18 protein-coding genes, 1 other RNA gene and 1 pseudogene are annotated in these 24,636 nt (G+C 71.9%); 16 read left to right on the top strand and 4 right to left on the bottom strand.

Going from position 1 to position 24,636, the window contains the following annotated elements; genetic code table 11:
• Positions 1 to 2: 2 nt before the first annotated feature.
• Complete coding sequence (locus ACZZ97_RS05780) at positions 3 to 503, top strand: hypothetical protein (RefSeq protein ID WP_463472546.1); 501 nt, start codon at positions 3 to 5, stop codon at positions 501 to 503.
• 89 nt (positions 504 to 592) lie between these two features.
• Here the strand turns inward: ACZZ97_RS05780 and ACZZ97_RS05785 are convergent, their stop codons facing one another.
• Entirely contained in the window at positions 593 to 874 is a 282-nt protein-coding gene (locus tag ACZZ97_RS05785; RefSeq protein WP_314101639.1) for a GlsB/YeaQ/YmgE family stress response membrane protein, read from the bottom strand.
• A 119-nt stretch (positions 875 to 993) separates the two neighbouring features.
• Between ACZZ97_RS05785 and ACZZ97_RS05790 the strand changes: the two genes are divergently transcribed.
• From ACZZ97_RS05790 to ACZZ97_RS05800, 3 genes are all read left to right on the top strand, one after another.
• The gene (locus ACZZ97_RS05790; RefSeq protein ID WP_463472547.1) at positions 994 to 1,662 is read left to right on the top strand and encodes a response regulator transcription factor; all 669 of its coding nucleotides are present in this window, start codon (positions 994 to 996) and stop codon (positions 1,660 to 1,662) included.
• A gap of 75 nt (positions 1,663 to 1,737) precedes the next feature.
• On the top strand, positions 1,738 to 2,775 hold the full coding sequence (locus tag ACZZ97_RS05795; RefSeq protein WP_463472548.1) for a nuclease-related domain-containing protein: 1,038 nt from the start codon (positions 1,738 to 1,740) through the stop codon (positions 2,773 to 2,775).
• Complete coding sequence (locus ACZZ97_RS05800) at positions 2,687 to 4,375, top strand: alpha-amylase family protein (RefSeq protein WP_463472549.1); 1,689 nt, start codon at positions 2,687 to 2,689, stop codon at positions 4,373 to 4,375. The genes ACZZ97_RS05795 and ACZZ97_RS05800 overlap by 89 nt, the downstream gene beginning before the upstream one ends.
• Before the next feature lie 21 nt (positions 4,376 to 4,396).
• Here ACZZ97_RS05800 and cls read toward each other — a convergent pair whose 3' ends face one another.
• Positions 4,397 to 5,869 (bottom strand): cardiolipin synthase, encoded by a 1,473-nt coding sequence (cls, locus tag ACZZ97_RS05805; protein ID WP_463472550.1) that lies wholly within the window; start codon positions 5,867 to 5,869, stop codon positions 4,397 to 4,399.
• Positions 5,870 to 6,028: 159 nt separating this feature from the next.
• Here cls and ACZZ97_RS05810 point away from each other — a divergent pair, with 159 nt between their 5' ends.
• The 5 genes and pseudogenes from ACZZ97_RS05810 to rnpB all read left to right on the top strand — a co-directional run bounded on the left by ACZZ97_RS05810 (position 6,029) and on the right by rnpB (position 12,000).
• Positions 6,029 to 6,688 (top strand): TetR/AcrR family transcriptional regulator, encoded by a 660-nt coding sequence (locus ACZZ97_RS05810; protein WP_463472551.1) that lies wholly within the window; start codon positions 6,029 to 6,031, stop codon positions 6,686 to 6,688.
• Positions 6,689 to 6,695: 7 nt separating this feature from the next.
• Positions 6,696 to 8,369, top strand: a pseudogene (locus ACZZ97_RS05815) (MDR family MFS transporter); the annotation flags it as partial.
• A 1,545-nt stretch (positions 8,370 to 9,914) separates the two neighbouring features.
• The gene (locus ACZZ97_RS05820) at positions 9,915 to 10,730 is read left to right on the top strand and encodes a Nif3-like dinuclear metal center hexameric protein (protein WP_463472552.1); all 816 of its coding nucleotides are present in this window, start codon (positions 9,915 to 9,917) and stop codon (positions 10,728 to 10,730) included.
• Between the two features lie 95 nt (positions 10,731 to 10,825).
• Positions 10,826 to 11,566 (top strand): zinc ribbon domain-containing protein, encoded by a 741-nt coding sequence (locus ACZZ97_RS05825; RefSeq protein ID WP_314101756.1) that lies wholly within the window; start codon positions 10,826 to 10,828, stop codon positions 11,564 to 11,566.
• A gap of 50 nt (positions 11,567 to 11,616) precedes the next feature.
• Positions 11,617 to 12,000: RNase P RNA component class A (gene rnpB, locus ACZZ97_RS05830), an RNA gene on the top strand.
• 111 nt (positions 12,001 to 12,111) lie between these two features.
• On the opposite strand, the gene ppgK is transcribed toward rnpB, so the two are convergent.
• Positions 12,112 to 12,873, bottom strand: a complete 762-nt coding sequence (gene ppgK / locus ACZZ97_RS05835; RefSeq protein WP_314101754.1) for a polyphosphate--glucose phosphotransferase — start codon at positions 12,871 to 12,873, stop codon at positions 12,112 to 12,114.
• Positions 12,874 to 12,901: 28 nt separating this feature from the next.
• A complete protein-coding gene (gene map, locus ACZZ97_RS05840; RefSeq protein ID WP_463472553.1) occupies positions 12,902 to 13,765 on the bottom strand; it encodes a type I methionyl aminopeptidase in 864 nt (287 codons plus the stop codon).
• A gap of 128 nt (positions 13,766 to 13,893) precedes the next feature.
• On the opposite strand from map, the gene ACZZ97_RS05845 reads away from it, so the two are divergent.
• The 7 genes from ACZZ97_RS05845 (at position 13,894) to ACZZ97_RS05875 (ending at position 24,616) form a co-directional block, all read left to right on the top strand.
• Positions 13,894 to 15,378: a peptidoglycan DD-metalloendopeptidase family protein gene (locus ACZZ97_RS05845; protein ID WP_463472554.1), complete on the top strand. Its 1,485-nt coding sequence runs from the start codon at positions 13,894 to 13,896 to the stop codon at positions 15,376 to 15,378.
• A 91-nt stretch (positions 15,379 to 15,469) separates the two neighbouring features.
• A complete protein-coding gene (locus ACZZ97_RS05850; protein WP_463472555.1) occupies positions 15,470 to 16,327 on the top strand; it encodes a hypothetical protein in 858 nt (285 codons plus the stop codon).
• 32 nt (positions 16,328 to 16,359) lie between these two features.
• Complete coding sequence (locus tag ACZZ97_RS05855) at positions 16,360 to 16,533, top strand: SPOR domain-containing protein (protein ID WP_314101746.1); 174 nt, start codon at positions 16,360 to 16,362, stop codon at positions 16,531 to 16,533.
• Between the two features lie 73 nt (positions 16,534 to 16,606).
• A complete protein-coding gene (locus ACZZ97_RS05860; protein ID WP_123546050.1) occupies positions 16,607 to 17,944 on the top strand; it encodes a glutamine synthetase family protein in 1,338 nt (445 codons plus the stop codon).
• Positions 17,945 to 17,959: 15 nt separating this feature from the next.
• Positions 17,960 to 20,905, top strand: coding sequence for a bifunctional [glutamine synthetase] adenylyltransferase/[glutamine synthetase]-adenylyl-L-tyrosine phosphorylase (locus ACZZ97_RS05865; RefSeq protein WP_463472556.1), 2,946 nt, complete (start codon positions 17,960 to 17,962; stop codon positions 20,903 to 20,905).
• Between the two features lie 533 nt (positions 20,906 to 21,438).
• Complete coding sequence (locus ACZZ97_RS05870) at positions 21,439 to 23,091, top strand: glycosyltransferase family 2 protein (protein ID WP_463472557.1); 1,653 nt, start codon at positions 21,439 to 21,441, stop codon at positions 23,089 to 23,091.
• Positions 23,084 to 24,616, top strand: coding sequence for a glycosyl hydrolase (locus tag ACZZ97_RS05875; RefSeq protein WP_314101739.1), 1,533 nt, complete (start codon positions 23,084 to 23,086; stop codon positions 24,614 to 24,616). Before ACZZ97_RS05870 ends, ACZZ97_RS05875 begins: the two co-directional genes overlap by 8 nt.
• Positions 24,617 to 24,636 lie beyond the last annotated feature (20 nt).

Consider the following 24,636-nt stretch of genomic DNA (forward strand, 5'->3'; position numbering starts at 1 on the left):
CCATGGACGCATCGAGCGAGCCACGCGATCGGGGCGAGGAGACGCACGCCGCTTCGCAGGGACGCACGCTGCGGTCGACGTTCATCGGGCGTGGTGCTGGCCAAGGCGTGCTGCTCGGCGCAGTCGCGGCCCCGCTCGGCATGCTCATCGCGCTCGGGTCAGGCGCGGACGCCGATCTCTCGCAGCTGGCCCAGAACTCGTTGACGCCCGTGTTCGTCGTCGTCGCCGCCCTGGCCGGCACGGTCGTCGGCCCCGCGGTGGGAGTCCTCGCCAGCCTGGCCTGCCTGGTCGTGCGCGAATCGGTCGAGGGCCGCCAGCTCGGTGTCCGGACGGCCGCCGTGGCAGCTGTCGGGGGCGTGGTGGCCGGCGCATGCGCGGGCATCCTCGCCCTCGTCCTCAGCGCGGTGGTCGGGCCGGCGACGGGGTTCGTCGTGGTCGCGACGCTGCTGGGGGCCCTGTCGGCCGGGCGGACCGAACGAGTGTGGACTCGCCGTCAGAGCTGACCACGTCCGAAGTCGGTCTTCCGGTGCGCCGGGGGCGCGGGGCCGGGTCGTCGATCACGACCCGGCGCACCCGCGCGACGACGACGCCCCTAGCGGCGCGCGGCGCTGCGGCGTCCCGAGACGGCGACCCAGATCGCGAGGACCACGATCGCGCCGATGATCGAGCCGATGATGCCGGCGGGCTGGAAGAAGCCGTCGGTCGGGTCGTTCTGGAACAGCAGGAAGCCGAGGAACCCGCCGACGAACGAGCCGATGACGCCGAGGAGGATCGTCATGGCGATCGAGAGGCTCTGACGACCCGGGACCACCGCTCGCGCGATGAACCCCGCGATGAGGCCGATGACGAGCAGGCTGATGATGAGACCGATCATGGTGTTCTCCTTCCGGGAGAGGTGCGCGACGGGCACCGTCGGTGCCGTGGAGCCGCGCAGCTCAGCAGACCACCCCTGGAGGTGTGGCGGCACACCCCTCGGGGTGGGATGGTGACGTCATGCCCCTCGCCCCGCCCCGCTCGATCACCGTCGCCCTGGTCGACGACTACGACGTCGTCCTCGCCGGCCTCGCCCACATGTTCGACCAGTACCGCGACCGGGTCGTCGTCGCCGAGATCGACGCCACGACGGCGCTGTCGGACCAGGTCGACGTCGTCCTCTACGACTCCTTCGCCCAGCCCGAGTCCGACCACCACGAGCTCGCCGAGCTCGTCTCGAACCCCGCGGCCGGCAAGGTGGTCGTCTACACCTGGAACTTCCACCCCGAGCTGGTGGAGGCGGCCCTCGCGCAGGGCGTGCACGGGTACCTGTCGAAGACCCTCACGGCACGCGAGCTCGTGGAGGCACTCGAGGCGGTGCACGGAGGCGAGCAGGTCGTCAGCGACGTCCGGGGCCGCGCGCCGAGCGCCCCCGGCCTCGACTGGCCCGGCCGCCGCGAGGGCATCACCGACCGCGAGTCAGAGATCCTGGCCCTCATCACGCAGGGCAAGAGCAACGCCGAGGTCGCGGCCCTGACCTACCTCAGCCCGAACACCGTCAAGTCGTACATCCGGTCGGTCTACCGGCGGATCGGCGCGACGAGTCGCACCCAGGCGGTGCTCTGGGGCGTGCAGAACGGCTTCCGGCCGGACCACCACCGGATCGACCACTGGCTCGGCGGTCCGTAGGGGGCTCGGCCACCGCCTCCGTCGGGCACGGTGCGCCTCCTCCGCCCCTGCCTCCGGGCGTGGTCTGCTGGGCGCATGCCTGACACGAGCGAGCTGACCACGTACCTGCCCTGGGCGGTCGCCGCCGTCCTCCTCATCGTGCTGATCGTCCTCGTGGTGCTGCTGCGTCGGCGGGCGACGGCGGCGCAGGAGGCGCTGCGGACCCGCGAGGACGCGCACCGGAAGGCGCTCGACGAGGCCACGGCCGAACGCGAGCGGGCCGCCCGCGACGCCGCCGAGGCCCACGCCCGTGAGCTCGAGCAGGTCGAGGCACGGCGGGTCGACGCCGAGACGTCCGCCCAGCAGAGCCGCGCCCTCGTCGCGGCCGGGGCGAAGTGGGAGGAGACCTCCCGCCGCATGGTGCTCGACGCGGTCACCGACCTCGGCCTCGACGGCGCCCTCGTGACGAACCTCGTCTTCGTCCCCGTCGACGCGACGCGCAGCCGGCGCTTCGTCGCGCAGGTCGACCACGTCCTGCTGCTGCCGACGGTCGCCCTCGTGATCGAGAACAAGGGGTGGAAGGGCGTCGTGCTCGACGGCGTGCACCCCCGGGACGCCGGCTCCTCGTTCGCGACGCTCCTCGGCGACCTCGAGCTGGAGCCGCCCTTCGCGGTCCAGGTCAAGCGCGACTCGCTCACCTCGCTCGAGCTGCGCACGCACGACCAGGGCCACGCCCCCCGCAAGCAGGTCCGGCGCCAGGCGCAGCGCATCTCCGACCTCGTCCGGGCCGAGACCCACCGCAAGCCGTGGTTCGACACCGCCGTGCTCTACTCCCACCCCGACGCCGACGTCCATGCGGACCCTCGAGCCGACGACGAGGGCGTGAGCACCGTGGTCATCGCCAGCCAGGCGCAGCTCCGCGCCCACCTCGAGGAGCTCGTCCGGCGCCGTCGGCCCGGCCCCGACAGCCCCCGCATCGACGAGCTCTCCGCCCTCTTCGCCGGTCTCGGGGCCGAGGTGACCTCGTTCGGCAAGCCGCTCGACCGTGCGGCGGCGACGGCGGCGACGGCGGCGGGCCCGGCGGGCCCGGTACGCCAGCCCTACGACGTCGAGTCCTCGCCGGCGCAGGCGTAGCTCCCGTCGGTCGCCGCTCCTCCTGCAGCCGCTGCACGTCGGCGACCTCGACGGCCTGGCGCACCGGCTCGACCACCTGGCCGAGCTCGGCGTCACCTGCCTGTGGCTGGCGCCCTTCTACCCGTCGCCCCAGCGCGACAACGGCTACGACATCGAGGACTACTACGGGGTCGACCCCCGCTACGGCCACCTCGGCGACCTCGTCGAGGTCGTGCGCACCGCACACGACCGGGGCATGCGCGTCATCGTCGACCTGGTGGTCAACCACACGTCCGACCGGCACCCCTGGTTCCGGGAGGCGCGCAGCAGCCCCGAGAACCGGTACCGCCGGTTCTACCAGTGGCGCGACGACGTCCCCGAGGACGCCCCGGAGAGCATGTTCCCCGACGTCGAGGACGGCGTCTGGCGCTTCGACGACGAGGCGGGCCAGTACTACAAGCACTCCTTCTACCGGCACCAGCCGGACCTCGCCACCGACGACCCGGTCGTCCGGGAGGAGATCGCGAAGGTGATCGGCTTCTGGCTGCAGCTCGGCATCGACGGGTTCCGGGTCGACGCCGTTCCGCACCTGATCGAGGGCGACGACGGCCCCGAGCACGACTTCCTGCGCACGCTGCGGCGCTTCGTCTCCCGACGCAGCGGGCACGGCGTGCTGCTCGGCGAGGTCAACCTGCCCTACGACGAGCAGCTCGCGTTCTTCGGCGGCGAGGACGGCGACGAGCTCACCATGCAGTTCGACTTCGTCGGCAACCAAGCGCTGTACCTGTCGCTCGCGCGACAGGACGCGACCCCGCTGCGGGAGGCGCTCGAGGCTCGACCTGCCCTGGCCCGCGGCAACCAGTGGGGCAACTTCGTCCGCAACCACGACGAGCTCACCCTCGACCAGCTGAGCGAGTCCGAGCGGGGCGAGGTCTTCGCGGCGTTCGCGCCGGAGGAGGGCCAGCGCATCCACGGCCGCGGCATCACGCGCCGCCTGCCGACGATGCTGGAGGGCGACCCCCGCCGCGTCCGCATGGTCTACAGCCTCCTGTTCTCGCTGCCCGGCTCGCCGGTGCTCTACTACGGCGAGGAGATAGGCATGGGCGAGGACTCCCGGGTCGAGGGCAGCCGCGGCGCCGTCCGCACGCCCATGCAGTGGACCGCGGAGGCGAACGGCGGCTTCTCGGCAGCCGCGGCCGACGACCTCGTGTCGGCGGTGGTCACGGGCGGCAACGCTCCGGAGCACGTCAACGTCTCCCAGCAGCGGCACGATCCCGACTCGCTGCTCGCCTTCGTCTCGCAGCTGACCCGCGCCTACCGGGCGGCGCCCGAGATCGGCTGGGGAGAGTTGTCCGTCCTCCGGCAGCCGCACGCCTGCGTGCTCGCGCACAGCGTGGACAGCGAGCTCGGGCTGCTCGTCGCGGCGCACAACTTCGCCCCGGACGGCCGGACGTTCCGCGTCGAGCTCGAGGGCACGACCGACGAGTGGCAGGTGGTCGACGTCCTGGCCGGGGACGGTGCGGCCCGGCCCCTCGACGACGGCGGCATCGAGATCGAGCTCGAGGGCTACGGCCACCGCTGGCTGCGCGTCGTGCGCCCGGGGGAGAAGCGCCTCCTCTGACGCCGGGCTGCCGCGTCGGGCCTACTGGACCGACGCGGTCAGTCGTGCCACGTTGTCGAGCACCTGCAGGCCCGCGGGGCGGGACAGCCAGCCCTCGAGGGTGATCTCGCGCGACTTGCGGCGGTAGTCGTCCTCGATGAGGCGGACCTCGTCGACGAACGACTTGCCGTGCACCATCAGCGACACCTCGAAGTTGAGGCTGAACGAGCGCATGTCCATGTTGCTCGAGCCGATCACCGCGACGGTGTCGTCGACCGTGAAGTGCTTCGAGTGCAGCACGATCGGGCGCTCGTAGAGGAAGATGCGGACGCCGGCCCGCAGCAGCGTCTCGTAGTACGAGCGCTGCGCGTGGTAGACCATGAACTGGTCGGCCACCTCGCAGGCGAAGAGCTGCACCTCGACGCCGCGCTCGGCGGCCGTCGTGATCGCGTAGAGCATCGAGTCGTCGGGCACGAAGTAGGGGCTCGCGATGATCAGCCTCTCCTGCGCGCCGTACACGAGCGCGTTGAACAGGCGCAGGTTGTTCTCGCCGTCGAAGCCCGGCCCGCTCGGCACGACCTGGCACTCGAGGCTGTCGGGCCCCTGGCGCTGCTCGATCAGGGGCTCGGCCTCGGCGTCGGTGGGCAGCTCGTCTGTCTCGCTGTACCAGTCGGTGATGAAGAGGGCGTTGAGGCCGACGGCGGCCGGGCCCTCGAGCCGCACCATGAGGTCCTTCCACTGCAGCCCACGCTTGATGTTGCCGCGCTTGTTGTAGCTGGGGTCCGTCATGTTCTGCGAACCCGTGAAGGCGACGTCGCCGTCGATCACGACGATCTTGCGGTGGTTCCGCAGGTCGGGTCGGCGCCACGCCCCCTTGAACGGCCGGAAGGGCAGCATCTCCTCGAACCGGATGCCCGAGTCGCGGAGCCACTGGCGGGTGACGCGGCCCTGTGGGTTCCGCATCGTGGCCCAGTGGTCGTAGAGCACCCGGACGGCGACGCCGCGCGCGTGCGCCCGCTCGAGGGCCTCGAAGAACAGGAAGGTCGACTCGTCACGGGTGAGGATGTAGAACTCGACGTGGACGTACCGCTCGGCCTTGTCGACGGCCGCGGCCATGGCGGCGATCGACTCGGCGTAGTCGGGCAGCAGGGTCGCCGTGTTGCCGGGCAGCAGCGGCATGGCGCCGAGCGTGCGGTTGAGGGTCACGACCGTGCCGAACCACGGCGGGCGGGGGTTCGTCACGGCGTGCACGTCGTCGATGCCCTTGGTCGCGTCGAGGATGCGGTCGTTGATCTCGCGCTGCTTGTCGCGGCGGTCCTGGGGCAGCTTCGAGCTGCCGAGCAGGCCGAAGAGCACGCTGCCGGGGATCGGCGACACGAAGATCGCCAGCAGCCAGGCCATCGCGGAGCTGGGGCGTCGGTTGCGGGGCACGGCCACCACGGCCACGATCCGGATGAGGATGTCGACGACCAAGATCACCGTCGGGAAGTGCTTGAAGATCCTGCGCCACGTCATGCGTCGATCTTGTCAGCCCGGGAGTCGGCTCGTCGCTGCCGTTCGCCCGGAGGACATGCACATTGCACTATCGACCGCAGAGTGCAATCATCTCCCGTGGGCACCTGCCCTCCGGCGACGTCGCCGCACCGCGCACCGACGACCGAGAGGAGGCGCCCCGTGAGCACCGAGACCGTCGCGGCTGTCAGCAAGGCCGCGCTCCGCCGCCTCCGGACCCGCTCCGAGCTCGTGGGTGCGGCCCGCCGGCTCACCGCCGAGCACGGGCTCGCCGGATTCACGATCGAGCAGCTCTGCGACGAGGTCGGCATCTCCCGGCGCACGTTCTTCAACCACTTCGCGTCCAAGGACGACGTGGTCGTCGGCGTGGGGCTGGACGACGACGAGGACGAGGCGCTCGAGGACTACGCGTCCTCACGACACGACCCGCGCCTCCCCGTCTTCTCGACGACGCTCGACGACCTCGCGGCGCTCGTCGTGCAGCGTGTCGAGCACGTCGGCCTCACCCGCGAGCGGGCCGCCGAGTTCAAGGCGGCGCTCGACCGCGAGCCGCGGCTGCTGCAGGCGATGCTGACGCAGGGCGACGAGCAGCAGCGTCGTGTCGCGGCCGCCGTCGCATCGCACGAGGGCGTCCCCGACGACGACCCGCGCATCGGCGTCGTCGTGGCGATCGCCGGTGCGCTGGTGCAGCGCGCCATGACCCGCTTCTTCTTCGACGAGGGCCCGCCGGGCCTCCGCTTCGACCACGTCCTCCGTGACCAGCTCGCCCTCGCCCGCGCGCTGTTCTCCGCCGCACCGCCCCTCGACCAGGAAGCACGCTGACACGACCATGACCACCACCACCGCGAAGACGGCCGACGCGCCGTTCCTCCTCACCCAGAGGCGGATCTGGATCATCTTCGGCGCCCTCATCTCGGGCATGCTCCTCTCGAGCCTCGACCAGACCATCGTCTCGACCGCCATGCCGACGATCGTCGGCGAGCTGGGCGGCGTCGAGCACCAGGCCTGGATCACCACGGCCTACCTGCTCGCGACCACGATCGTGATGCCGATCTACGGCAAGTTCGGCGACGTCCTCGGGCGGCGGAACCTCTTCCTGGCGGCGATCGCGATCTTCACTCTCGCGAGCATCGGCTGCGCGTTCGCGACGGACTTCTGGGCGTTCGTCGTCTTCCGGGCGATCCAGGGCCTCGGCGGCGGCGGGCTGATGATCCTGTCGCAGGCGATCATCGCGGACATCGTCCCTGCCTCGGAGCGAGGCAAGTACCTCGGCCCGCTCGGAGCCGTGTTCGGCCTGTCGGCGATCGGCGGCCCGCTGCTCGGCGGCTTCTTCGTCGACCACCTCACCTGGCAGTGGGCGTTCTACATCAACGTGCCCGTCGGCATCGCCGCGTTCGTCATCGCCTGGATGGCGCTGACCCTGCCGAGCAAGAGGGCCACGAGACGCGTCGACTGGCTCGGCGTCGTGCTGTTGTCGGCCGCCACGACCTGCCTCATCTTCTTCACCGAGTTCGGCGGCCAGGCAGACCACGGCTGGGGCGCGCCCGAGACGTGGCTGTGGGGGGCGGGCGTGCTCGTCGCCGTCAGCGCGTTCGTGCTCGTCGAGTCGCGCGCCGAGGACCCGATCATCCCGTTGTCCTTCTTCCGCAACCGCGTGTTCGTCCTGGCGACGGCCGTCGGCTTCGTGCTCGGCATCGGCATGTTCTCGGCGATCGCGTTCGTCCCGACGTTCCTGCAGATGTCGTCGGGCGCCTCCGCGGCCGTGTCCGGGCTGCTGCTGCTGCCGATGATGGCCGGCCTGATCGGCACCTCGATCCTCTCGGGCAACCTGATCACCAAGACGGGGCGCTACCGGGTCTTCCCCATCGTCGGCACGCTGCTGACGGGCGTCGCGATGGCCCTGTTCACCACCCTGACGGCAGACACGCCCCTGTGGCTGATCTGTGTCTTCCTGCTGATCTTCGGCGCCGGTCTCGGCCTCATCATGCAGGTCGTGGTGCTGGTGGTGCAGAACTCCGTCGACGCCGCGAACGTCGGGACGGCGACGAGCACGAACAACTACTTCCGCGAAGTGGGCGCCGCCCTGGGCGTCGCGATCTTCGGCGCGCTGTTCACGAGCCGCCTCACCGAGAACCTCACGAGCGTCTTCACCGGTGCCGGCGCGTCGACCGGCGACGCCGCCCAGGCGACCGCGACGCTCGACCCCGCTGCGCTGAACGAGCTGCCCGAGGCGATCCGCCGACAGGTCGTCGAGGGGTACGCCGACGCCCTGGCGCCGGTGTTCGCCTACCTCATCCCCTTCATCGCGATCGCCTTCGTGCTGGCGCTGTTCCTGCCCCAGATCGCGCTCAGCGACGTCGCCGGCATGGTCGCCCGCGGCGAGGCGGTCTCCGGCGACGAGGCGGAACAGCTCGAGAAGGAGGCGCGCGGCCGGTCCACGGGCGCGGTCGCCGAGGCGGCCACCGCGTCGGCCGTCGCGGCGGGAGCGCCGTCGACGGCGGTCGGCGACGCCCCCCGGGGAGCGTCGGCGGCGGGACCGCGGACGAGCACGCGGAGGCCGGGGGAGCGCACGGCGAGGCGGACCGCCGCCCCTGAGCGCCCCTCGGCGGAGGGCGACCGCCGGCAGCGGCGCCCTCTGCCGGGGCCGGCATCACGAGATGTCCCGGTCGCACCGGCGAGTCCGCCGGGTGTGGGCCCCGGGCGGACGTACGATCCGATCATGAGCGAGAGCACCGGCACGACGGAGTGGGACATCGACGTGTTCCCCGTCGAGTCGCCGCCCTCGCCTCGGGGAGCCCGCACAGCCGTCCCGGCTCCTCCAGCAGCCGACCCCACCACGTCGCCCGCACCCGCGACGCACGAGCAGGAGCACCGCCCCGTGACACCCGTCCTCGCACCCGAGGCCCCCGCAGCACCGTCCGACGTCCTCGTCACCCGCCGCGATCCGCGACCGGTCTCGGTGCCCTCGCACCGGGCCGAGACCACGGACGACGTCGTGCCCACCGACCCGACGGAGCCGCGACCGGCGAGCGTCGCCCGCCACTCGGTCGAGACGTCGGCCATCACCCTGCCCGTGTTCGCCCCGGACGTCGACCCCTCGCTGCCGCAGCCGCCCGATCGACTCACCCTCGACGACGACGTCCTCGTGCGGATGGTCGAGCGTCGTCTCGACGACACGGCGACCGTCGACCTGATGGCGGTCGTGCAGGCCCAGCTCCAGGCGCGTCGCGTCGAGGCGGCCCGCTTCGCCTCCTGGGCCCGCGAGATGGACCGCGTCGGCACCGACGAGGCCGCCGACGCCCTCGAGCGCACCCGGCTCCGCTTCACCGGCGTCATCGACGTCGTGCTGCCGATCGACCTCGACGAGGTCCACGGCGACGACGCCGTCGACGAGGAGCCCGAGGCGACGCCCCGAGCGACCACCGACGTGCAGTCGTCCGGCCCGGCTGCGACCCCCCCGCAGGCCTCGGGCGCACCGAGCGGCGTGTCCGTGCCCGCACCTGCTCCGACCCCCGCACCTGCGCCGACCCTCGCGCCTGCTGCCCTCCCCGAGCCGGCCCTCACGATCGACCGGGCCCACGAGGTCGAGCGGTCCGCTCGTCAGGCGCCGCGCCTCCTGGTCGTGGCCGGCCTCGGCTTCGCGGCCCTCGTCGTCCTCGCCGCGGTCGTGCTCGCCCTGGTCGCCCCCGAGCTGCTCGCCTCCGCCGTGCTCGCCACGGTGGCGGTCCCCGTCGCGGGCGGCCTCGGTGCGGCCGCCGCGCTGGTCGCCGTGGTGCACGGTCCGGCCGACGCCGAGCGCGTCGCCGTCCGCGGGCCCGTCGCCGTCGTCGCGGGCATCGTCGTGTCCGCCGTCCTCGGCTACGGCGTCCTGGTGACCTTGCCGGCGTCGCTCGCCTGGCAGGGCTGGCTCGTCCGGCTCGTCGGGTTCACGGGCATGACGCCGGGGGTCGCCGCCGTCGCCGCGCTCCTCGTCGCCGCCGCGGCCGCCTTCGTGGTCGCCGTGCTCGCGACGGGCCTGCGGCCGACCTCCCGCCGCTAGGCTGAGGGGGTGTCCACCCTCGCCTCCGTCAACGCCGTCGTCGAACGTCTCTGGCCCCTCTCGGGCGCCGAGTCGTGGGATCATCCCGGCATCGTGGTGGGTGACCCCGACCAGCCCGTGACCCACGTCCGGCTCGCGGTCGACGCGGTCCTCGAGGTCGTGGACGAGGCCGTCGACATCGGTGCCGACCTCCTGCTCGTGCACCACCCCCTCCTCTTCCGCGGCGCGACAACGATGGCCGAGGACACGACCAAGGGGGCCGTCGTCTCGCGCCTCGTGCGGGCGGGCTGCGCGCTGATCGCCGCCCACACCAACGCGGACGTCGTCGAGACCGGCACGTCGCGCGTCCTCGCGCACCAGCTCGGCCTCGTCGACCAGCGGCCGATCACCGAGGGGGCGACGAGCTCGACCGGCCTCGGAGTGACGGGCCGCCTGCCTCGGCCCATGAGCCTCGTGTCGTTCGCGCGCCAGCTCGGCGAGCTCCTGCCGCCCACCGCCGCGGGCATCCGCGTGGCCGGTGACGCCGAGCGCGTCGTCGAGACCGTGGCGCTCTGCGCGGGTGCCGGCGACTCCCTGCTCGACCACCCCGACGTCCGTACAGCCGACGTCTACCTCACGAGCGACCTGCGCCACCACCCCGCGAGCGACGCCCGCGACCTGATGCTCCTCGGCCGGGGCCCCGCGCTCGTCGACGTCTCGCACTGGGCTAGCGAGTGGCTCTGGCTCGACACGGCTGCCGCGCAGCTGCGCGAGGCCCTCCACGACGTCGAGGTCACCCTGAGCGACCTGCGCACCGACCCCTGGGACTTCACGGTCGTGCAGTAGCCCACCCCCACCTCCTGCGCTCTCGTCCTCGACACGGACGCCGCACCACGAACGCCGCACCACCACCGCCGCACCACGACCACGAAGCAGGCACCATGGCCCTCCAAGCAAGCCCCGCCGACCAGGCTCTCCTCCTCGACCTCCAGGCGCTCGACACGGCGATCCAGCAGCTCGCCCACCGGGCGGCGAACCTGCCCGAGATCGCCGTGCTCGCCACGATCGACGGCGATGCCTCGCGCCTCCGCAGCCGCCTCTCGTCGGAGCAGGGCGCCTGGGAGGACGCGCAGACCGAGCTGACGCGCATCGAGTCCGACGTGGCCGTGGTGGTCGCCCGTGCCGAGCGCGATCGCACGCGGCTGGCGTCGTCCTCGTCCGTCAAGGACGTCGCGGCGCTCGAGGGTGAGCTCGTCGCCCTCGCCCGTCGGCAGAGCGACCTGGAGGACGCGCAGCTCGAGGTCATGGACCGGGTCGAGTCGCTCGGCGCCGTCGCCGCGCTGACGAAGTCCGAGCTCGACCAGATCGAGACCCGTCGTGCCGAGGCGGCCGAGGGCCGCGACGCCGGGCTCGGCAGGCTCGAGGTCGAGCGGCGCGAGGTCGAGGCCGACCGAGCCGCCATCGCCGAGAAGGTGCCGGCCGAGCTGCTCGCCCTGTACGAGCGTCAGCGGGCCCGCTACGGCGTGGGCGCGTCGCTCCTCCGCGGCGGGGTCTCCAGCGCGAGCGGCGTGACGCTCACCGGCAGCGACCTCGCAGCGGTGCGGTCCGCCTCCGCCTACGACGTCGTGCTCTGCCCCGACAGCGACGCGATCCTCGTGCGCACGGGCGAGTCGGGCATCTGACCGTCCCGTCGTGACGGGCGGGTGACGCCCGCTAGCATGGTCGACGCGGATGGGTCGGCAAGACGGTCGCGTCACCGCGGGGTCCGCCCCGCGGTGCCGAGGAACGTCCGGGCTCCACAGAGCAGGGCGGTGGGCAACACCCACCCGGGGCGACCCGCGAGACAGTGCAACAGAGAGAAGACCGCCACGGTCGTCGCCGAGAGGCGGCGCCGGGGTAAGGGTGAAACGGCGGTGTAAGAGACCACCAGCGGTTCGGGTGACCGACCGGCTATGTAAACCTCGCCCGGAGCAAGGTCAGACAGAGGACGCCGAGGCTGCTCGCCGAGTCCTCGGGTAGACCGCTAGAGGGCTGCGGCGACGCAGTCCCGAGAGAGATGGCCGTCCATGGTGCTCACGCACCGGGACAGAACCCGGCGTATCAGCCGGCCCATCCGCCTCAGCCGTGCACGCGGCTGACACACGACGAGAGGGACCCTGGTCCAGGAGGCGCGCCTCCCGACCCAGGGTCCCTCTCGTCGTGCCGCCTGCTGCGTCCGCCGGACCGCCTAGGCAGCCGGGCGGGAGCCCGCGGCGAGGGCAGCCGCGCCCATGATGCCCGCGTTGTTGCGCAGCACAGCCGGCACGATCTCGGCGCGGAGGTCGAGCAGCGGCAGGAACTCCTCGTGGTGCTTCGACACCCCTCCGCCGACGATGATGCGCCGCGGGTAGAGCAGCGCCTCGAGGTGCGAGTAGTACTTCTGCAGGCGCTTGGCCCAGTGCTTCCAGCTGATGTCGTCGCGCTCCTTGGCGGCGTACGAGGCCTTCGTCTCGTAGTCCTTGCCGCCGATCTCGAGGTGGCCGAGCTCGGCGTTGACGATCAGCACGCCGTCGTTGATCAGGGCGGTGCCGATGCCCGTGCCGAGCGTCGTCATGATCACCAGGCCGGGGACGTCCTTCGCGGCGCCGTAGCGGGTCTCGGCGTAGCCGGCGGCGTCGGCGTCGTTGACGAAGTGGATCGACCGGCCCAGCGTCTTCTCGAAGAGCGCCTCGGCCTCGAAGCCGATCCACTTCTTCGACACGTTCGCGGCCGAGAGGGTCCTGCCGTCCATGATGGCGGCGGGGAAGCAGACGCCCACGGGGATCGTGTCGTCGTCGAGGCCGAGTTCGTCGACGATCTGCTTCACCACCGCCACGATGGCGTCGGGCTCGCCGCCCTCCGGCGTCGGCTTCTTGATGCGGTCGGTGAGGAGCTCGCCCGACTCGACGTCGACGATCGCCCCCTTGATGCCGGTGCCGCCGATGTCGATGCCGACTGCTCTCTGTGCCACGGGTCGTCCTTCTTCCTGGTGCTCGTCGTCAACTGAGGGTGAGGACGTCGGCACCGCGTTCGGTGACGACGAGGGTGTGCTCGAACTGGGCCGTGAGCGACTTGTCACGGGTGGTGACGGTCCAGCCGTCCGCCCAGATGTCCGCCTCGACACTGCCGAGGGTGAGCATGGGCTCGATGGTGAAGACCATCCCGGGCACCATGACGTCGTCGAACTGCGGGGCGTCGTAGTGGGGGATCACGAGGCCGGAGTGGAAGGCGCGGCCGACGCCGTGGCCGGTGTAGTCGCGCACCACCCCGTAGCCGAAGCGGGCGGCGTACGACTGGATGGCCCGGCCGATCACGTTGACCTCGCGGCCCGGGGCGACGGCCGCGATGCCGCGTCGCAGGGCCTCGCGCGTGCGCTCGACCAGGTCCACGGTCTCCTGGGCCGCGTCCCCGACCAGCACCGTGCGGTTGAGGTCGCCGTGCACCCCGTCCTTGAACGCGGTGATGTCGATGTTGACCAGGTCGCCCTCGTCGAGCACGGTGTCGTCGGGGATGCCGTGGCAGATGACCTCGTTGACCGACGTGCAGACCGACTTCGGGAACCCCCGGTAGCCGAGCGTCGACGGGTAGGCGTCGTGGGCCACGAGGAACGCGTGGGCGACCCGGTCGAGCTCGTCCGTCGTCACGCCGGGGCGGATCGCGGCCTCGACGGCGTCGATCGCCTGCGAGGCGATCCGGCCGCTCGCGCGGATCAGCTCGATCGTCGGGGCGTCGTACACGTCGCCGCCGGTGTACGGAGCGGGGCCCGCCTTGCCGACGTACTCGGGTCGGGCGATGGACGAGGGGACCGGGCGGAGTGGCGAGACCCGGCCCGGGGTCAGTGATCCGTCGAGGTCCCGGGGCATGCCGTCCAGCTTAGGGGGAGGGCGGCTGCCCGGGGGCCCGCGCCCCTGTCGCGCCCCGATCGGGGGATTGGTCGGACCGGGGTACATCTGGCAGTCTCCCCGGGGGACGACGAGACGAGGGAACGCACGTGGGACGCACTTGGAGGACGACAGCCGTCGTGGCGCTGGCGACGGCCGTCGCGGCGGTCGGGGCCGTGATGGCGCCGTCAGCACCGGCACAGGCCGCCGACGGGGCGATGATCGTCCCGGCCACCGGGAGGATCACCGGCACGGTCGGCAGCCACTGTGGGCTGAACGACACGCACTCGGGCACGGACATCGCCCGCCTGCAGGGCGGCCCGGTCGTCGCCGCCGCCGCCGGGAAGGTGCTCTCGGTGGTGCAGTCGACCGCGACGAGCGGCTACGGCACCCAGGTCGTCCTCCAGCACTCCGACGGGTACACGACCCGCTACGCGCACCTCGTCGTCAACTCGACGACGGTCGCGGTCGGGCAGTCGGTCGCACGCGGCCAGACGCTCGGCTCGATGGGGTCGACCGGCGCCTCGACCGGGGTGCACCTGCACTTCGAGATCCGCATCGGCAACGCCGTGCAGGACGGCGTCAACGGGTACTTCACCTGCGGGCGGAACGTCACGCAGGGCACGGCCATCGGCTGGTCGTTCCCCGGCCTCGCCGAGGACTCGCCGGACCGCGATCGCGACGGCGTGCCGAACTCGACGGACGCGTGCCCGGACACGGCGGGCTTCGCGCTCTACGCGGGCTGCGGGCTGCCACGGACGGCGAACACGACCGACTTCGACGGCAACGGCCGCGCCGACGTCTTCTACGGCAACCCGAACGGCCAGTGGTGGGCCTCCGACGGAGGCGTGTCCAACTGGCGCAGCCTCGCCCACGGGCACGTCGACACCAGCCTGTTCCAGTTCGCGGACTTCGACGGCGACGGGAAGAGCGACGTCTTCTGGCCTGCGCCGGACGGCTCCTGGCGGGTCTCCTGGGGCGGCGTGACGTCCTGGACGAGGATCAACGGCGCAGCGGAGGCCAAGGGCGAAGAGCTCCAGCTCGGCGACTTCGACGGCGACGGCCGTGCCGACGTCCTCTGGGCGAACTCGTCGCTGCAGACCTGGCAGGTCTCCTACGGCGGGACCTCCCCGTGGACGACGACCGCCGTCGAGGTCCCGAACACGGACATCCGGGTGGCCGACATGGACGGCGACGGGCGGGACGACGTGTTCTGGGCCCACCCCACCGGCGCCTGGTGGGCAGCGTCCGGAGCTGCCGTCCCGTGGCGGGTCCTCGCGTCGGCCGGCGTCCCGATGGCCGAGATGGACCTCGCCGACCTCGACGGCGACGGTCGTGCCGACGTCTTCTGGGCCAACCGCGCCGACGGCCGCTGGTACGTCTCCAGCGCCGGCGTCTCGTCGTGGAGCAGCCGGGTGTACGCGGGCGTCCCGCCGGAGCGGCTGCAGCTCGGCGACCTCGACGGCGATCGTCGCGCGGACGTGCACTACGCCGACACGCGGGCAGGAGGGTGGCTGTCGTCCCCCGGGGCGGTCTCGTCCTGGCAGCGGCTGGCGACCTCGGATGCCGACCCGCGCCTCCTCGTGGTCGGCTGACGACCGCGGCGGCTGCGGTCTTCCCGCGGCGCCCGGCCCGCCCCTAGAGTACGAACGAGGCCCCAAGGAGGGGCGGACACGGGGGACGGACATGACCGACGCGACCAGCACGAGCAGCAGCACGGGGAAGTCCCGTGCCACCAAGACCATCGCGGTCGGCGTGATCGCCGTCGCCGCCGTCCTCGCGTCGGCCCTGGCCGGGCCGGCCGGCTCCGCGGCCGCGGCGGGCGGCTACGACTACAGCCCCGGCGAGCCGATGATCATGAACAACGGCGGCACGATCGACGGGGGCTACGACCAGGTCTGCTCCGGGGGCTACGCCATCAGCGGCGACTCCGGGTTCTTCCTCCTGGGGGCGAACTGTGCGACCGTGACCGCCTTCCAGGTGCGCAACAACCAGGGCGTCTTCGCGAACTACCTCGCATCGCCTGCGTCGCTGCGAGACGGGTCCTCCGCCCTGTACGAGATGGTGCCCGGCGACGACGCCCACCAGATGGTGGCGGACCCCCTCACCGGAGAACAGCCCGGCGACGGACGGATCGTCGGCTTCATGCCGACCGTCCAGCAACGTCCCGGCATGCTCGTCGGGAAGATGGGGGTCGGCACAGGGTGGACCGAAGGCGCCATCACGGGCGTCGTCGGGGACCTCCTCTGCACGACGATGGAGGTCGCCCCGGGCGATCTGGGCGGCCCGGTCTGGCGCCTCGACGAGAACGGCCTCCGCGCGCTCGGCACGATCCGCGGACGGGACTCCTCCGGACACGGCTGCTACCGCCCGATCCAGGAGACGCTCTACGAGTACGGTGCGAACCTGCCCGTCTTCGGACCCGACCAGGGCAGGCCCACCTGGGGCACCTGGGCACCGGGCATGCCCTACCTCGGCGGCACGACGTCGGCCGGCCGGGCCTTCACCATCACCATCCCGACCCGCGCCGACTGGACCCCGTGACGCCCCCGCCCGCCCGGCGGTAGCCTCGCCCCATGACGACTGAGTTCTGGTTCAACACCCGCACGCACGAGGTCGAGGAGGGCAAGGTGTCGCCCGCCGTCGACCGGGCCGGCCCCTACGCCACCCGTGACGAGGCGGCAGCGGCCATCCGGACGATCCAGGAGCGGAACGCCCGCCTCGACGCCGAGGACGCGGCCGACGACTGACGGATCCGGGGCCGGCGTGACCGTGGCCGACGGACGCGTCCACTAGCCTCGACGCAGAGCAGAAAGGCTGTCGATGGACAAGCAGAGGGACTTCGTCCTCCGGACGATCGAAGAACGCGGCATCAAGTTCATCAGGCTCTGGTTCACGGACGTGATCGGCACCCTGAAGTCGGTGGCCATCGCCCCGGCCGAGGTCGAGGGCGCGTTCGCCGAGGGGATCGGCTTCGACGGCTCCGCGATCGAGGGACTCACCCGGTCGTACGAGGCCGACGTGCTCGCGCAGCCCGACCCCACCACCTTCCAGATCCTGCCGTGGCGCGGCGAGATCGACCCGACGGCCCGCATGTTCTGCGACATCACGACGCCCGACGGGCAGCCGGCCGTCGCCGACCCGCGGAACGTCCTCAAGCGCACGCTCGCGCGGGCCGGCGAACGCGGCTTCACGTTCTACACGCACCCCGAGGTCGAGTTCTACCTCCTGAAGGACGCGCAGGGCGGTCCCGACGGGCCGCAGCCCGTCGACTCGGCCGGCTACTTCGACAACGTGCCCGGCGGCACGGCCCACGACTTCCGCCGCCGCTCGGTCCGCATGCTCGAAGATCTCGGGATCTCAGTCGAGTTCAGCCACCACGAGGCGGGACCCGGCCAGAACGAGATCGACCTGCGCTACGCCGACGCCCTGACGACCGCGGACAACATCATGACGTTCCGCACCGTCATCAAGGAGGTGGCGATCGAGCAGGGCGTGTACGCCACGTTCATGCCCAAGCCCTTCAGTCAGCACCCCGGCTCGGGGATGCACACGCACATGTCGCTCTTCGAGGGCGACGGCAACGCCTTCTACGAGGCCGGCGCCGAGTACCAGCTCTCCCGCATCGGCCGGCAGTTCATCGCGGGCCTCCTGCGACACGCGCCCGAGATCACGGCGGTGACGAACCAGTTCGTCAACAGCTACAAGCGCCTGTGGGGCGGCGACGAGGCGCCCAGCTTCGTGACCTGGGGCCACAACAACCGCTCGGCTCTCGTGCGCGTGCCGCTGTACAAGCCCAACAAAGGCAACTCGAGCCGCGTCGAGTACCGCGCCATCGACTCCGCCGCGAACCCGTACCTCGCCTTCTCGCTCATGCTCGCCGCGGGCCTCAAGGGCATCGAGGAGGGCTACGAGCTCCCCGCCGAGGCCGAGGACAACGTCTGGGGCATGAGCGACGCCGAGCGTCGCGCGCTCGGCTACAAGCAGCTGCCCGCCAGCCTCGACCACGCCCTCTCGATCATGGAGGACAGCGAGCTGGTCGCTGAGACGCTCGGCGAGCAGGTCTTCAACTACGTGCTGCTGAACAAGCGGCAGGAGTGGAAGTCGTACCGAGCCCAGGTGACGCCGTTCGAGCTGCGCTCCAACCTCGAGATCCTCTAGCGGACCGGCTCCACCATGCCTCGAGCAGCGACGGCGCTGTCCGACCTGGCGCGGCTCGGGTTCGCCGAGCTCGGCACCGCACGCGAGCGGCTGGACCGCCTCGTCGAGGCGACCCCGTCGCTCGCGTCGGCCGTCGCCTCCTTCGCCCGCAGCCCTGATCCCGACCAGGCCCTGTTCCACCTCGAGCGTCTGCTCGAGCGATCGCCCGACGGCGTCGCCGCGTTGCTCGAGGCACGCGCGGGAGAGCGCCTGCTGCGCCTGCTCGGGTCGTCGTCCGGCCTCGCCGAGTTCCTGGTGCGCCGGCCGGCCGAGCTCGAGCTGCTGCTGCAGCCCGCACCCGTTCCCCGCAGTCGCGACGACTACGTGGACGACCTCGTGTCGCGCGTCGCCGGGCTGGTCGACGAGGAGGCGCGGGTCGCCCTCCGCGTCGGCTACCGCCGTCACCTCGTGCAGATCGCCGGCTGGGACCTCGACCGGCCCGACCCGGTCGAGGCGCTCCCCGTCGTCGCCGCTGCCCTCGCCGACCTGGCCGGTGCAGCGCTGCACGCCGCCCTCGACGTGGCCCGGCGCGAGGTGCCGTTCCCCGGGGACGACGTGGCGCGCACCCGTCTCGCGGTGATCGGGATGGGCAAGGCAGGGGCACGCGAGCTGAACTACCTCAGCGACGTCGACGTCGTCTGGGTCGCCGAGGGCGCCGACGGCCTCGAGAACGGGCGGGCGGTCGAGATCGGCACCCGGCTGGCGGTGCACACGGTCCGGGCGATAACGGACCTCGCGCTCGAGCCGGAGCTCTGGGAGGTCGATTCGAACCTGCGGCCGGAGGGCAAGGACGGCGCCCTCGTCCGCACCCTCGAGTCGCACGTCGCCTACTACGAGCGCTGGGCGAAGGGCTGGGAGTTCCAGGCGCTGCTCAAGGCGCGTCCGCTCGCGGGGGACGTCGACCTCGGCGACCGGTACTCCGAGCGCATCGCGCCGTTCGTGTGGTCGGCCGCCCAGCGCGAGGCCTTCGTCGAGTCCGTGCAGGCCATGCGCGAGCGCGTCACCGACCTCCTGCCGGCCGACGAGGTCGACCGGCAGCTGAAGCTGGGGCCCGGCGGGCTCCGCGACGTCGAGTTCACGATCCAGCTGCTCCAGCTCGTCCACGGCCAGGCGGACGACGGCGTGCGGCAGCGGTCGACGCTGGAGGCGCTGGCCGCCCTCGCGCGGCGGGGCTACGTGGGGCGCGCCGAGGCCGCCGAGTTCGACCGCGACTACCGGGTGCTGCGCGTGCTCGAGCACCGCGTGCAGCTGGCGCACCTGCGCCGGACCCACCTGATGCCGACGGACGAGAACGCGCTCCGGGTGCTCGCGCGCGCCTCCGGGCTGAGCTCCTCGGGCACGGGCCTCGTCGAGGCGTGGCGCGAGGTGAAGCGGCGCGTGCGCACCCTGCACGAGCGCCTCTTCTACCGGCCCCTGCTCTCGGCGGTCGCGGCCCGTCCCGAGGAGGACCTCGCGCTCAGCAGCGACCAGGCCGCCGCCCGGCTGGCCGCGATCGGCTTCTCGGACCCGCGCGGCGCCCTCGGGCACATCGCCGCCCTGACCGGGGGAGTCTCACGACGAGCGAGCATCCAGCGGCACCTGCTGCCCGCCATGCTGCAGTGGTTCGCCGACGGGACCGACCCCGACCTCGGCCTCCTCGCCTTCCGCAGGCTCAGCGACGGGCTCGGCGAGTCGTACTGGTTCCTCCGGATGCTGCGCGACTCGTCGGGGGCCGCCCACCGGCTCACGACCGTGCTGTCGTCGTCGACGTTCGTCGCCGACCTGCTCGACCGGTCCCCGGAGGCGGCGGCCTGGTTCGAGTCCGACGCCGAGCTCCGACCACGGACGCTCGCCAGCCTGCTCGACGAGACGAGCGCCACCGTGGCACGGCACGAGTCGAAGGAGGGGGCTGCCGGCGTGCTGCGGCAGGCTCGGCGCCGCGAGGTCCTCCGGCTGGCCATCTCGGGGATCCTCGGCCTCGTCACGATCGACCAGCTGGCGCAGGGGCTCACGGACGTCACGACCGCGACCATCACGGGCGCCCTCGCCCTGGCCCGTCGAGACGTGCCCGACGTCGAGATGGCGGTGGTCGCCATGGGCCGCTACGGCGGCCGCGAACTCGGGTTCGGGTCCGACGCCGACGTCCTCTTCGTCCACCGGGGGGCCGAGGGCGACGACACCTCGCAGCGCCGGGCTGCCGGCGTGGTCGCCGAGATGGGCCGCCTCACCTCGGACGCCCTCGTGCCGCTCGACCTCGACACGGGCCTGCGTCCCGAGGGCGGGAACGGACCCGTGACGAGGTCCCTCGCCTCCTACCGGGCCTACTACGCACGGTGGTCGCTCACGTGGGAGGCCCAGTCGTTGCTCCGAGCCCGTGTCGTGGCGGGCGACGCGGGCCTGGGGGCCGAGTTCACCGCGCTGGCCGACGAGGTCCGCTACCCGGTGTCCCTCTCGGACCAGGAGGTGCGCGAGGTCAAGCGCATCAAGGCGCGGGTCGAGGCGGAGCGCCTCCCCAAGGGCGCCGAGCCGTCCCGTCACCTCAAGCTCGGCCGTGGCTCCCTGAGCGACGTGGAGTGGTTCGTGCAGCTGTTGCAGCTCCGGCACGCGCACGACGTGCCCGGTCTCCGCACGACCTCGACGTTGACCGCCCTCCAGGCGGCGGCCGCCGCGGGGCTGGTCGCCGTCGACGACGCGGCCAAGCTGCACGACGCCTGGCTGATGGCGTCCCGCGCCCGTTCCGCCGTCGTCCTCTGGACCTCGCGCACCTCGGACGTCCTGCCCACCGACCGCCGACAGCTCGAGGGCGTCGCCCGCCTGATGGAGTACCCGCCGGGGTCGGCCACGCGCCTCGAGGAGGACTACCTCGCGGTGACCCGTCGCGCACGCGCGGTGTTCGAGCGGGGCTTCTACGGCCTGGACGAGGCGCCGGAGCCTACCGCCTGACCGCGACGGGCGCGACCGGCGTCGCGGTCGCGAGGTGCGACACGCCCGGGATGCACTCACCCGGGGGGTGACGCCCGAATTGGTCACGGGTGATTTTGCCGTACCCCGAAAAGGGGGTGCGTACCCCGGTCGAGATGTCTGTCGTGTTTCGGACGCGTGACCGTCCCGCACGCACGGCCCCGCAGTGCCATGGGCATTCCTCACCTCCCGCCGCACGGGCCGAGTCTGCGCGGGACTCTCGGAATCCGACCGCGATCAGGCTTTTCTCCCGGTTTTTTCGTGGGCTCGAGAGGGCACGTGGGGGCCGAGTCGGATGGGGCATGCCGCGCCTCCGGCAGGCAGCCGGCTCTGTCGGCATTTCGTGCGACACCGATGGGAGGACACGGTCGTACCCCGCCTCGCAGGGCCGAGGCGCCGAACGGGTGGTCGGTTGTGAGTCCCCTCCGAACCGCCGCAAGATTGCACCGACCCGACAGACCCCTTTCCTCGAAGACGCGGAATCGTCCTTTTCCCATCCCCGTGAGGCGGCCCTCGTGTTGACTTTCATCCTCCAGATCCGATCCATGGCAGGCGGCCACGCCGAGCTGTACCTGTTCGCGGTCTACTCGGCCTTCATCTGGATCCTGTGGATCATCAAGGTGCTGCTCTCGCGGCGGTACCGCCCCTTCACGGGGGAGTTCTCCGGCTCCACGAGCGTCGTCGTCCCGGTGGTCGACGAGCCCCTGGACCTGTTCCGCGACGTCATCGGCCGCATGGTCGAGCAGCAGCCGGGCGAGATCATCGTGGTCATCAACGGCAAGCCGAACCCGGAGCTGGCGGCCGTCTGCGACGAGTACGCCCCTCTCGTCCGCTGGGTGCACACCCCCATCCCCGGCAAGCGCAACGCCGTCATGATCGGCACCGAGCTCAGCCGCGGCGACATCACCGTGCTGGTCGACTCCGACACGGTGTGGACGCCGGGGACGCTCTCCGAGCTCGTCCGCCCCTTCGCCCACGAGAACGTCGGCGGCGTCACCACGCGTCAGCGCATCCTGGAGCCCGAGCGCAGCTGGATCACCCGCTGGGCCGACTGGCTCGAGAACTCGCGTGCGCTCTACTCGATGCCCGCGCAGAGCGTCCTGGGACAGATCGGCTGCCTCCCCGGCCGGACGATCGCCTTCCGCCGCGAGATCCTCGTGCGGGTGATGGACCGCTTCATGACGGAGAAGTTCATGGGCGTCTTCCTCGAGGTCAGCGACGACCGCACCCTCACGAACCTCACCCTCAAGGAGGGGTACCGCACCGTGTACCAGCACACGAGCCTCGTCTACACGGACGCCCCGCTCGAAGTGAAGAAGCTGTTCAAGCAGCAGCTCCGTTGGGCCCGCGGGAGCCAGTACAACACGTTCCGGATGATGCCGTGGATGCTCGGGCACGCTCCGATGCTCGCGTTCTTCTTCGCGATGGACATCATCCTGCCCTTCCTCCTGATGGGCGTCATCGGCGGCTGGATCTACCGGGGCATCACCGGCCAGGGCGTCAACCTGTACCGCGGCATCCTGGCCGAGTACGGGGTCTCCACCGGGCTGGTCAGCATCGTGGTGCTGATGGTGCTGTCGTCCGTGCTCAGCATGGCGATCCGACAGATGCGACACCTGGCCGAGAAGCCCTCGGACTTCATCCGCCTGCCCGTCTTCATCATCGTGTCGACCTTCTTCCTCATGCCTATCCGCGTCATCGGGTTCTTCCGCATGGGGCACGCCAGCGGCTGGGGGACCCGTGCAGGCGCCTACGCCGGCGGAGCCGCGGACGACGCGGCCCAGCAGATGGCCCACCAGGCCACCGGCGACGACTCGCTGCGGGTGCTGGAGCGCGAGTTCGACGACGAGGCCGATCCCGGCGTCGACGCCCTCTTCGACCTCGGCGGTTCCTCGACCCCCGCCGGCCCCACGTCGGACGCGACCACCGTCCGACGCGACGACACCGGCGTGGTCCTGGTGCGCAGCCACCGCGCCGAGACGGCCGTCGAGACCGCGCCGTCGCCCCAGGACGACGCCTTGACGACCTCGTCGGCGACCGCCTTCGCCGCGGCCACGGCCCCCGTGGCCGCCGTCGCGCCTCCTCGTCGTCGCCTCAACCCCAAAGCCGGCTTCCCGTACCTGATCGGTGCCGTCATCATCGCCCTGGAGGTGTGGTTCATTGTCTGAGTCCCCGCAGACCTTCGTCGCCCCGCTGCACGTGCAGTCGGGAGCCTGGTGGGCCTCGTCCCACGGGAACGCCCGCCGGACGGCCCTCGGCGCCACCGCGACCGTCGTCCTGTTGGCCATGATCTCGTGGCTCATCTGGATATCGCCGACGGACAACCCCGTCCGGACCGCCGTGCAGGAGGCGGTCGGCACGTCCCCTGCCCAGGTCACCACCCTGAAGGAGGACCGCTCGGCCCTGCTCGACCAGCTCGTCGCGGCCAAGCGGCAGCTCGCCGCGAGCAAGACGGAGCTGGCGGACGTACAGCAGCAGGCCTGGACGTCCGAGGGGCAGCTCACCGACGCACAGGCTCGCCTCGCGTCGGCGCAGGACGCCCTCCGTGACGCCCAGGCCGCGACCGGCGGCGGCTCGTCGGCCGGCGGCGGCAACGGAGGCTCCGGGGCCGTGGCCACCGGGCCCAAGGGCGGCAGTGGCTCCGGCAACGGCTCCGGCTCCGGCAACGGCAACGGCCCGGGCGGGGCCGGGACGACCGGCCCCGTGCCGATCACCGCTCCCTCCCTCGCGGACATCGTCTCGCCCGAGTCGCGCTACTTCGGCCTCTACACGACCCAGTCGCCCTTCAGCTGGTCCGAGTTCGACGACGTGAGCACGAAGATCGGCGCGCAGCCGAACATGTCGGGCTACTTCCAGGGCTTCGACCAGGAGTTCAACGCCACGGCGGTGAACCGTTCGTGGGCCAAGGGCGACCTCCCGTTCCTCACCTGGGAGTCCCGACCGATCGCCGCCGGCAACGAGGCGGTCGTCGACCCGGACTACGAGCTGAGCAAGATCATCGAGGGCGACTTCGACGCGTACCTCACACGCTGGGCCGACGCGCTCGTGGCCAACGGCCTGCCGATGGCCATCCGCCTCGACCACGAGATGAACGGCAACTGGTACCCGTGGGCCGAGGGCGTGAACGGGAACGAGAAGACCGAGTACGTGCAGATGTGGAGGCACGTGCACGACCTCTTCGAGGCACGCGGCGCGAACGAGCTCGTCGCCTGGGTCTGGGCCCCCACCAGGGTCGAGGGCGTGCCCACCAAGAACAGGGGCGTCGAGTACACGGCGAGCCTCTACCCCGGTGACGACTACGTCGACTGGGTGGGCATGACCGGCTACCTCCGGAACAGCCCGGAGACGCCCCAGACCGGCGACTTCCAGGGCACCTTCGGCAAGACGCTGGCGCAGCTGCGGCAGATCACGACGAAGCCCATCATCCTCGCCGAGATGGGCGCGGCCGAGCTCGGCACGACGAAGGACGCCCAGAAGCCGAAGTGGATCGACTCGCTCTTCAGCGAGCTCGCCAAGCCGGAGAACGACGACATCCTCGGGTTCTCCTGGTTCAACCTCACGGCCACGACCGTGTCCAGCGGCTCGTACCTCACGAACGACTGGCGGATCGTCTCCCGGCAGGACTCCCTCGACGCCTTCCGCCGCGGCATCGCCCGCACCGACACCGACTTCGCCCTGAGGACGCTGCCGTGACCACGGCCGACGACTCGCGG

Source organism: Frigoribacterium sp. AC512 (assembly GCF_979258295.1).

Bases quoted from the DNA above. Each gene is read 5' to 3' on its own strand.
- ACZZ97_RS05790 (WP_463472547.1), top strand. From the start codon at position 994: ATGCCCCTCGCCCCGCCCCGCTCGATCACCGTCGCCCTGGTCGACGAC.
- ACZZ97_RS05850 (WP_463472555.1), top strand. From the start codon at position 15,470: ATGACCGACGCGACCAGCACGAGCAGCAGCACGGGGAAGTCCCGTGCC.
- ACZZ97_RS05795 (WP_463472548.1), top strand. From the start codon at position 1,738: ATGCCTGACACGAGCGAGCTGACCACGTACCTGCCCTGGGCGGTCGCC.
- ACZZ97_RS05785 (WP_314101639.1), bottom strand. From the start codon at position 874: ATGATCGGTCTCATCATCAGCCTGCTCGTCATCGGCCTCATCGCGGGG.
- ACZZ97_RS05855 (WP_314101746.1), top strand. From the start codon at position 16,360: ATGACGACTGAGTTCTGGTTCAACACCCGCACGCACGAGGTCGAGGAG.
- ACZZ97_RS05780 (WP_463472546.1), top strand. From the start codon at position 3: ATGGACGCATCGAGCGAGCCACGCGATCGGGGCGAGGAGACGCACGCC.
- ACZZ97_RS05865 (WP_463472556.1), top strand. From the start codon at position 17,960: ATGCCTCGAGCAGCGACGGCGCTGTCCGACCTGGCGCGGCTCGGGTTC.
- ACZZ97_RS05825 (WP_314101756.1), top strand. From the start codon at position 10,826: ATGGCCCTCCAAGCAAGCCCCGCCGACCAGGCTCTCCTCCTCGACCTC.
- map (WP_463472553.1), bottom strand. From the start codon at position 13,765: ATGCCCCGGGACCTCGACGGATCACTGACCCCGGGCCGGGTCTCGCCA.
- ACZZ97_RS05860 (WP_123546050.1), top strand. From the start codon at position 16,607: ATGGACAAGCAGAGGGACTTCGTCCTCCGGACGATCGAAGAACGCGGC.
- cls (WP_463472550.1), bottom strand. From the start codon at position 5,869: ATGACGTGGCGCAGGATCTTCAAGCACTTCCCGACGGTGATCTTGGTC.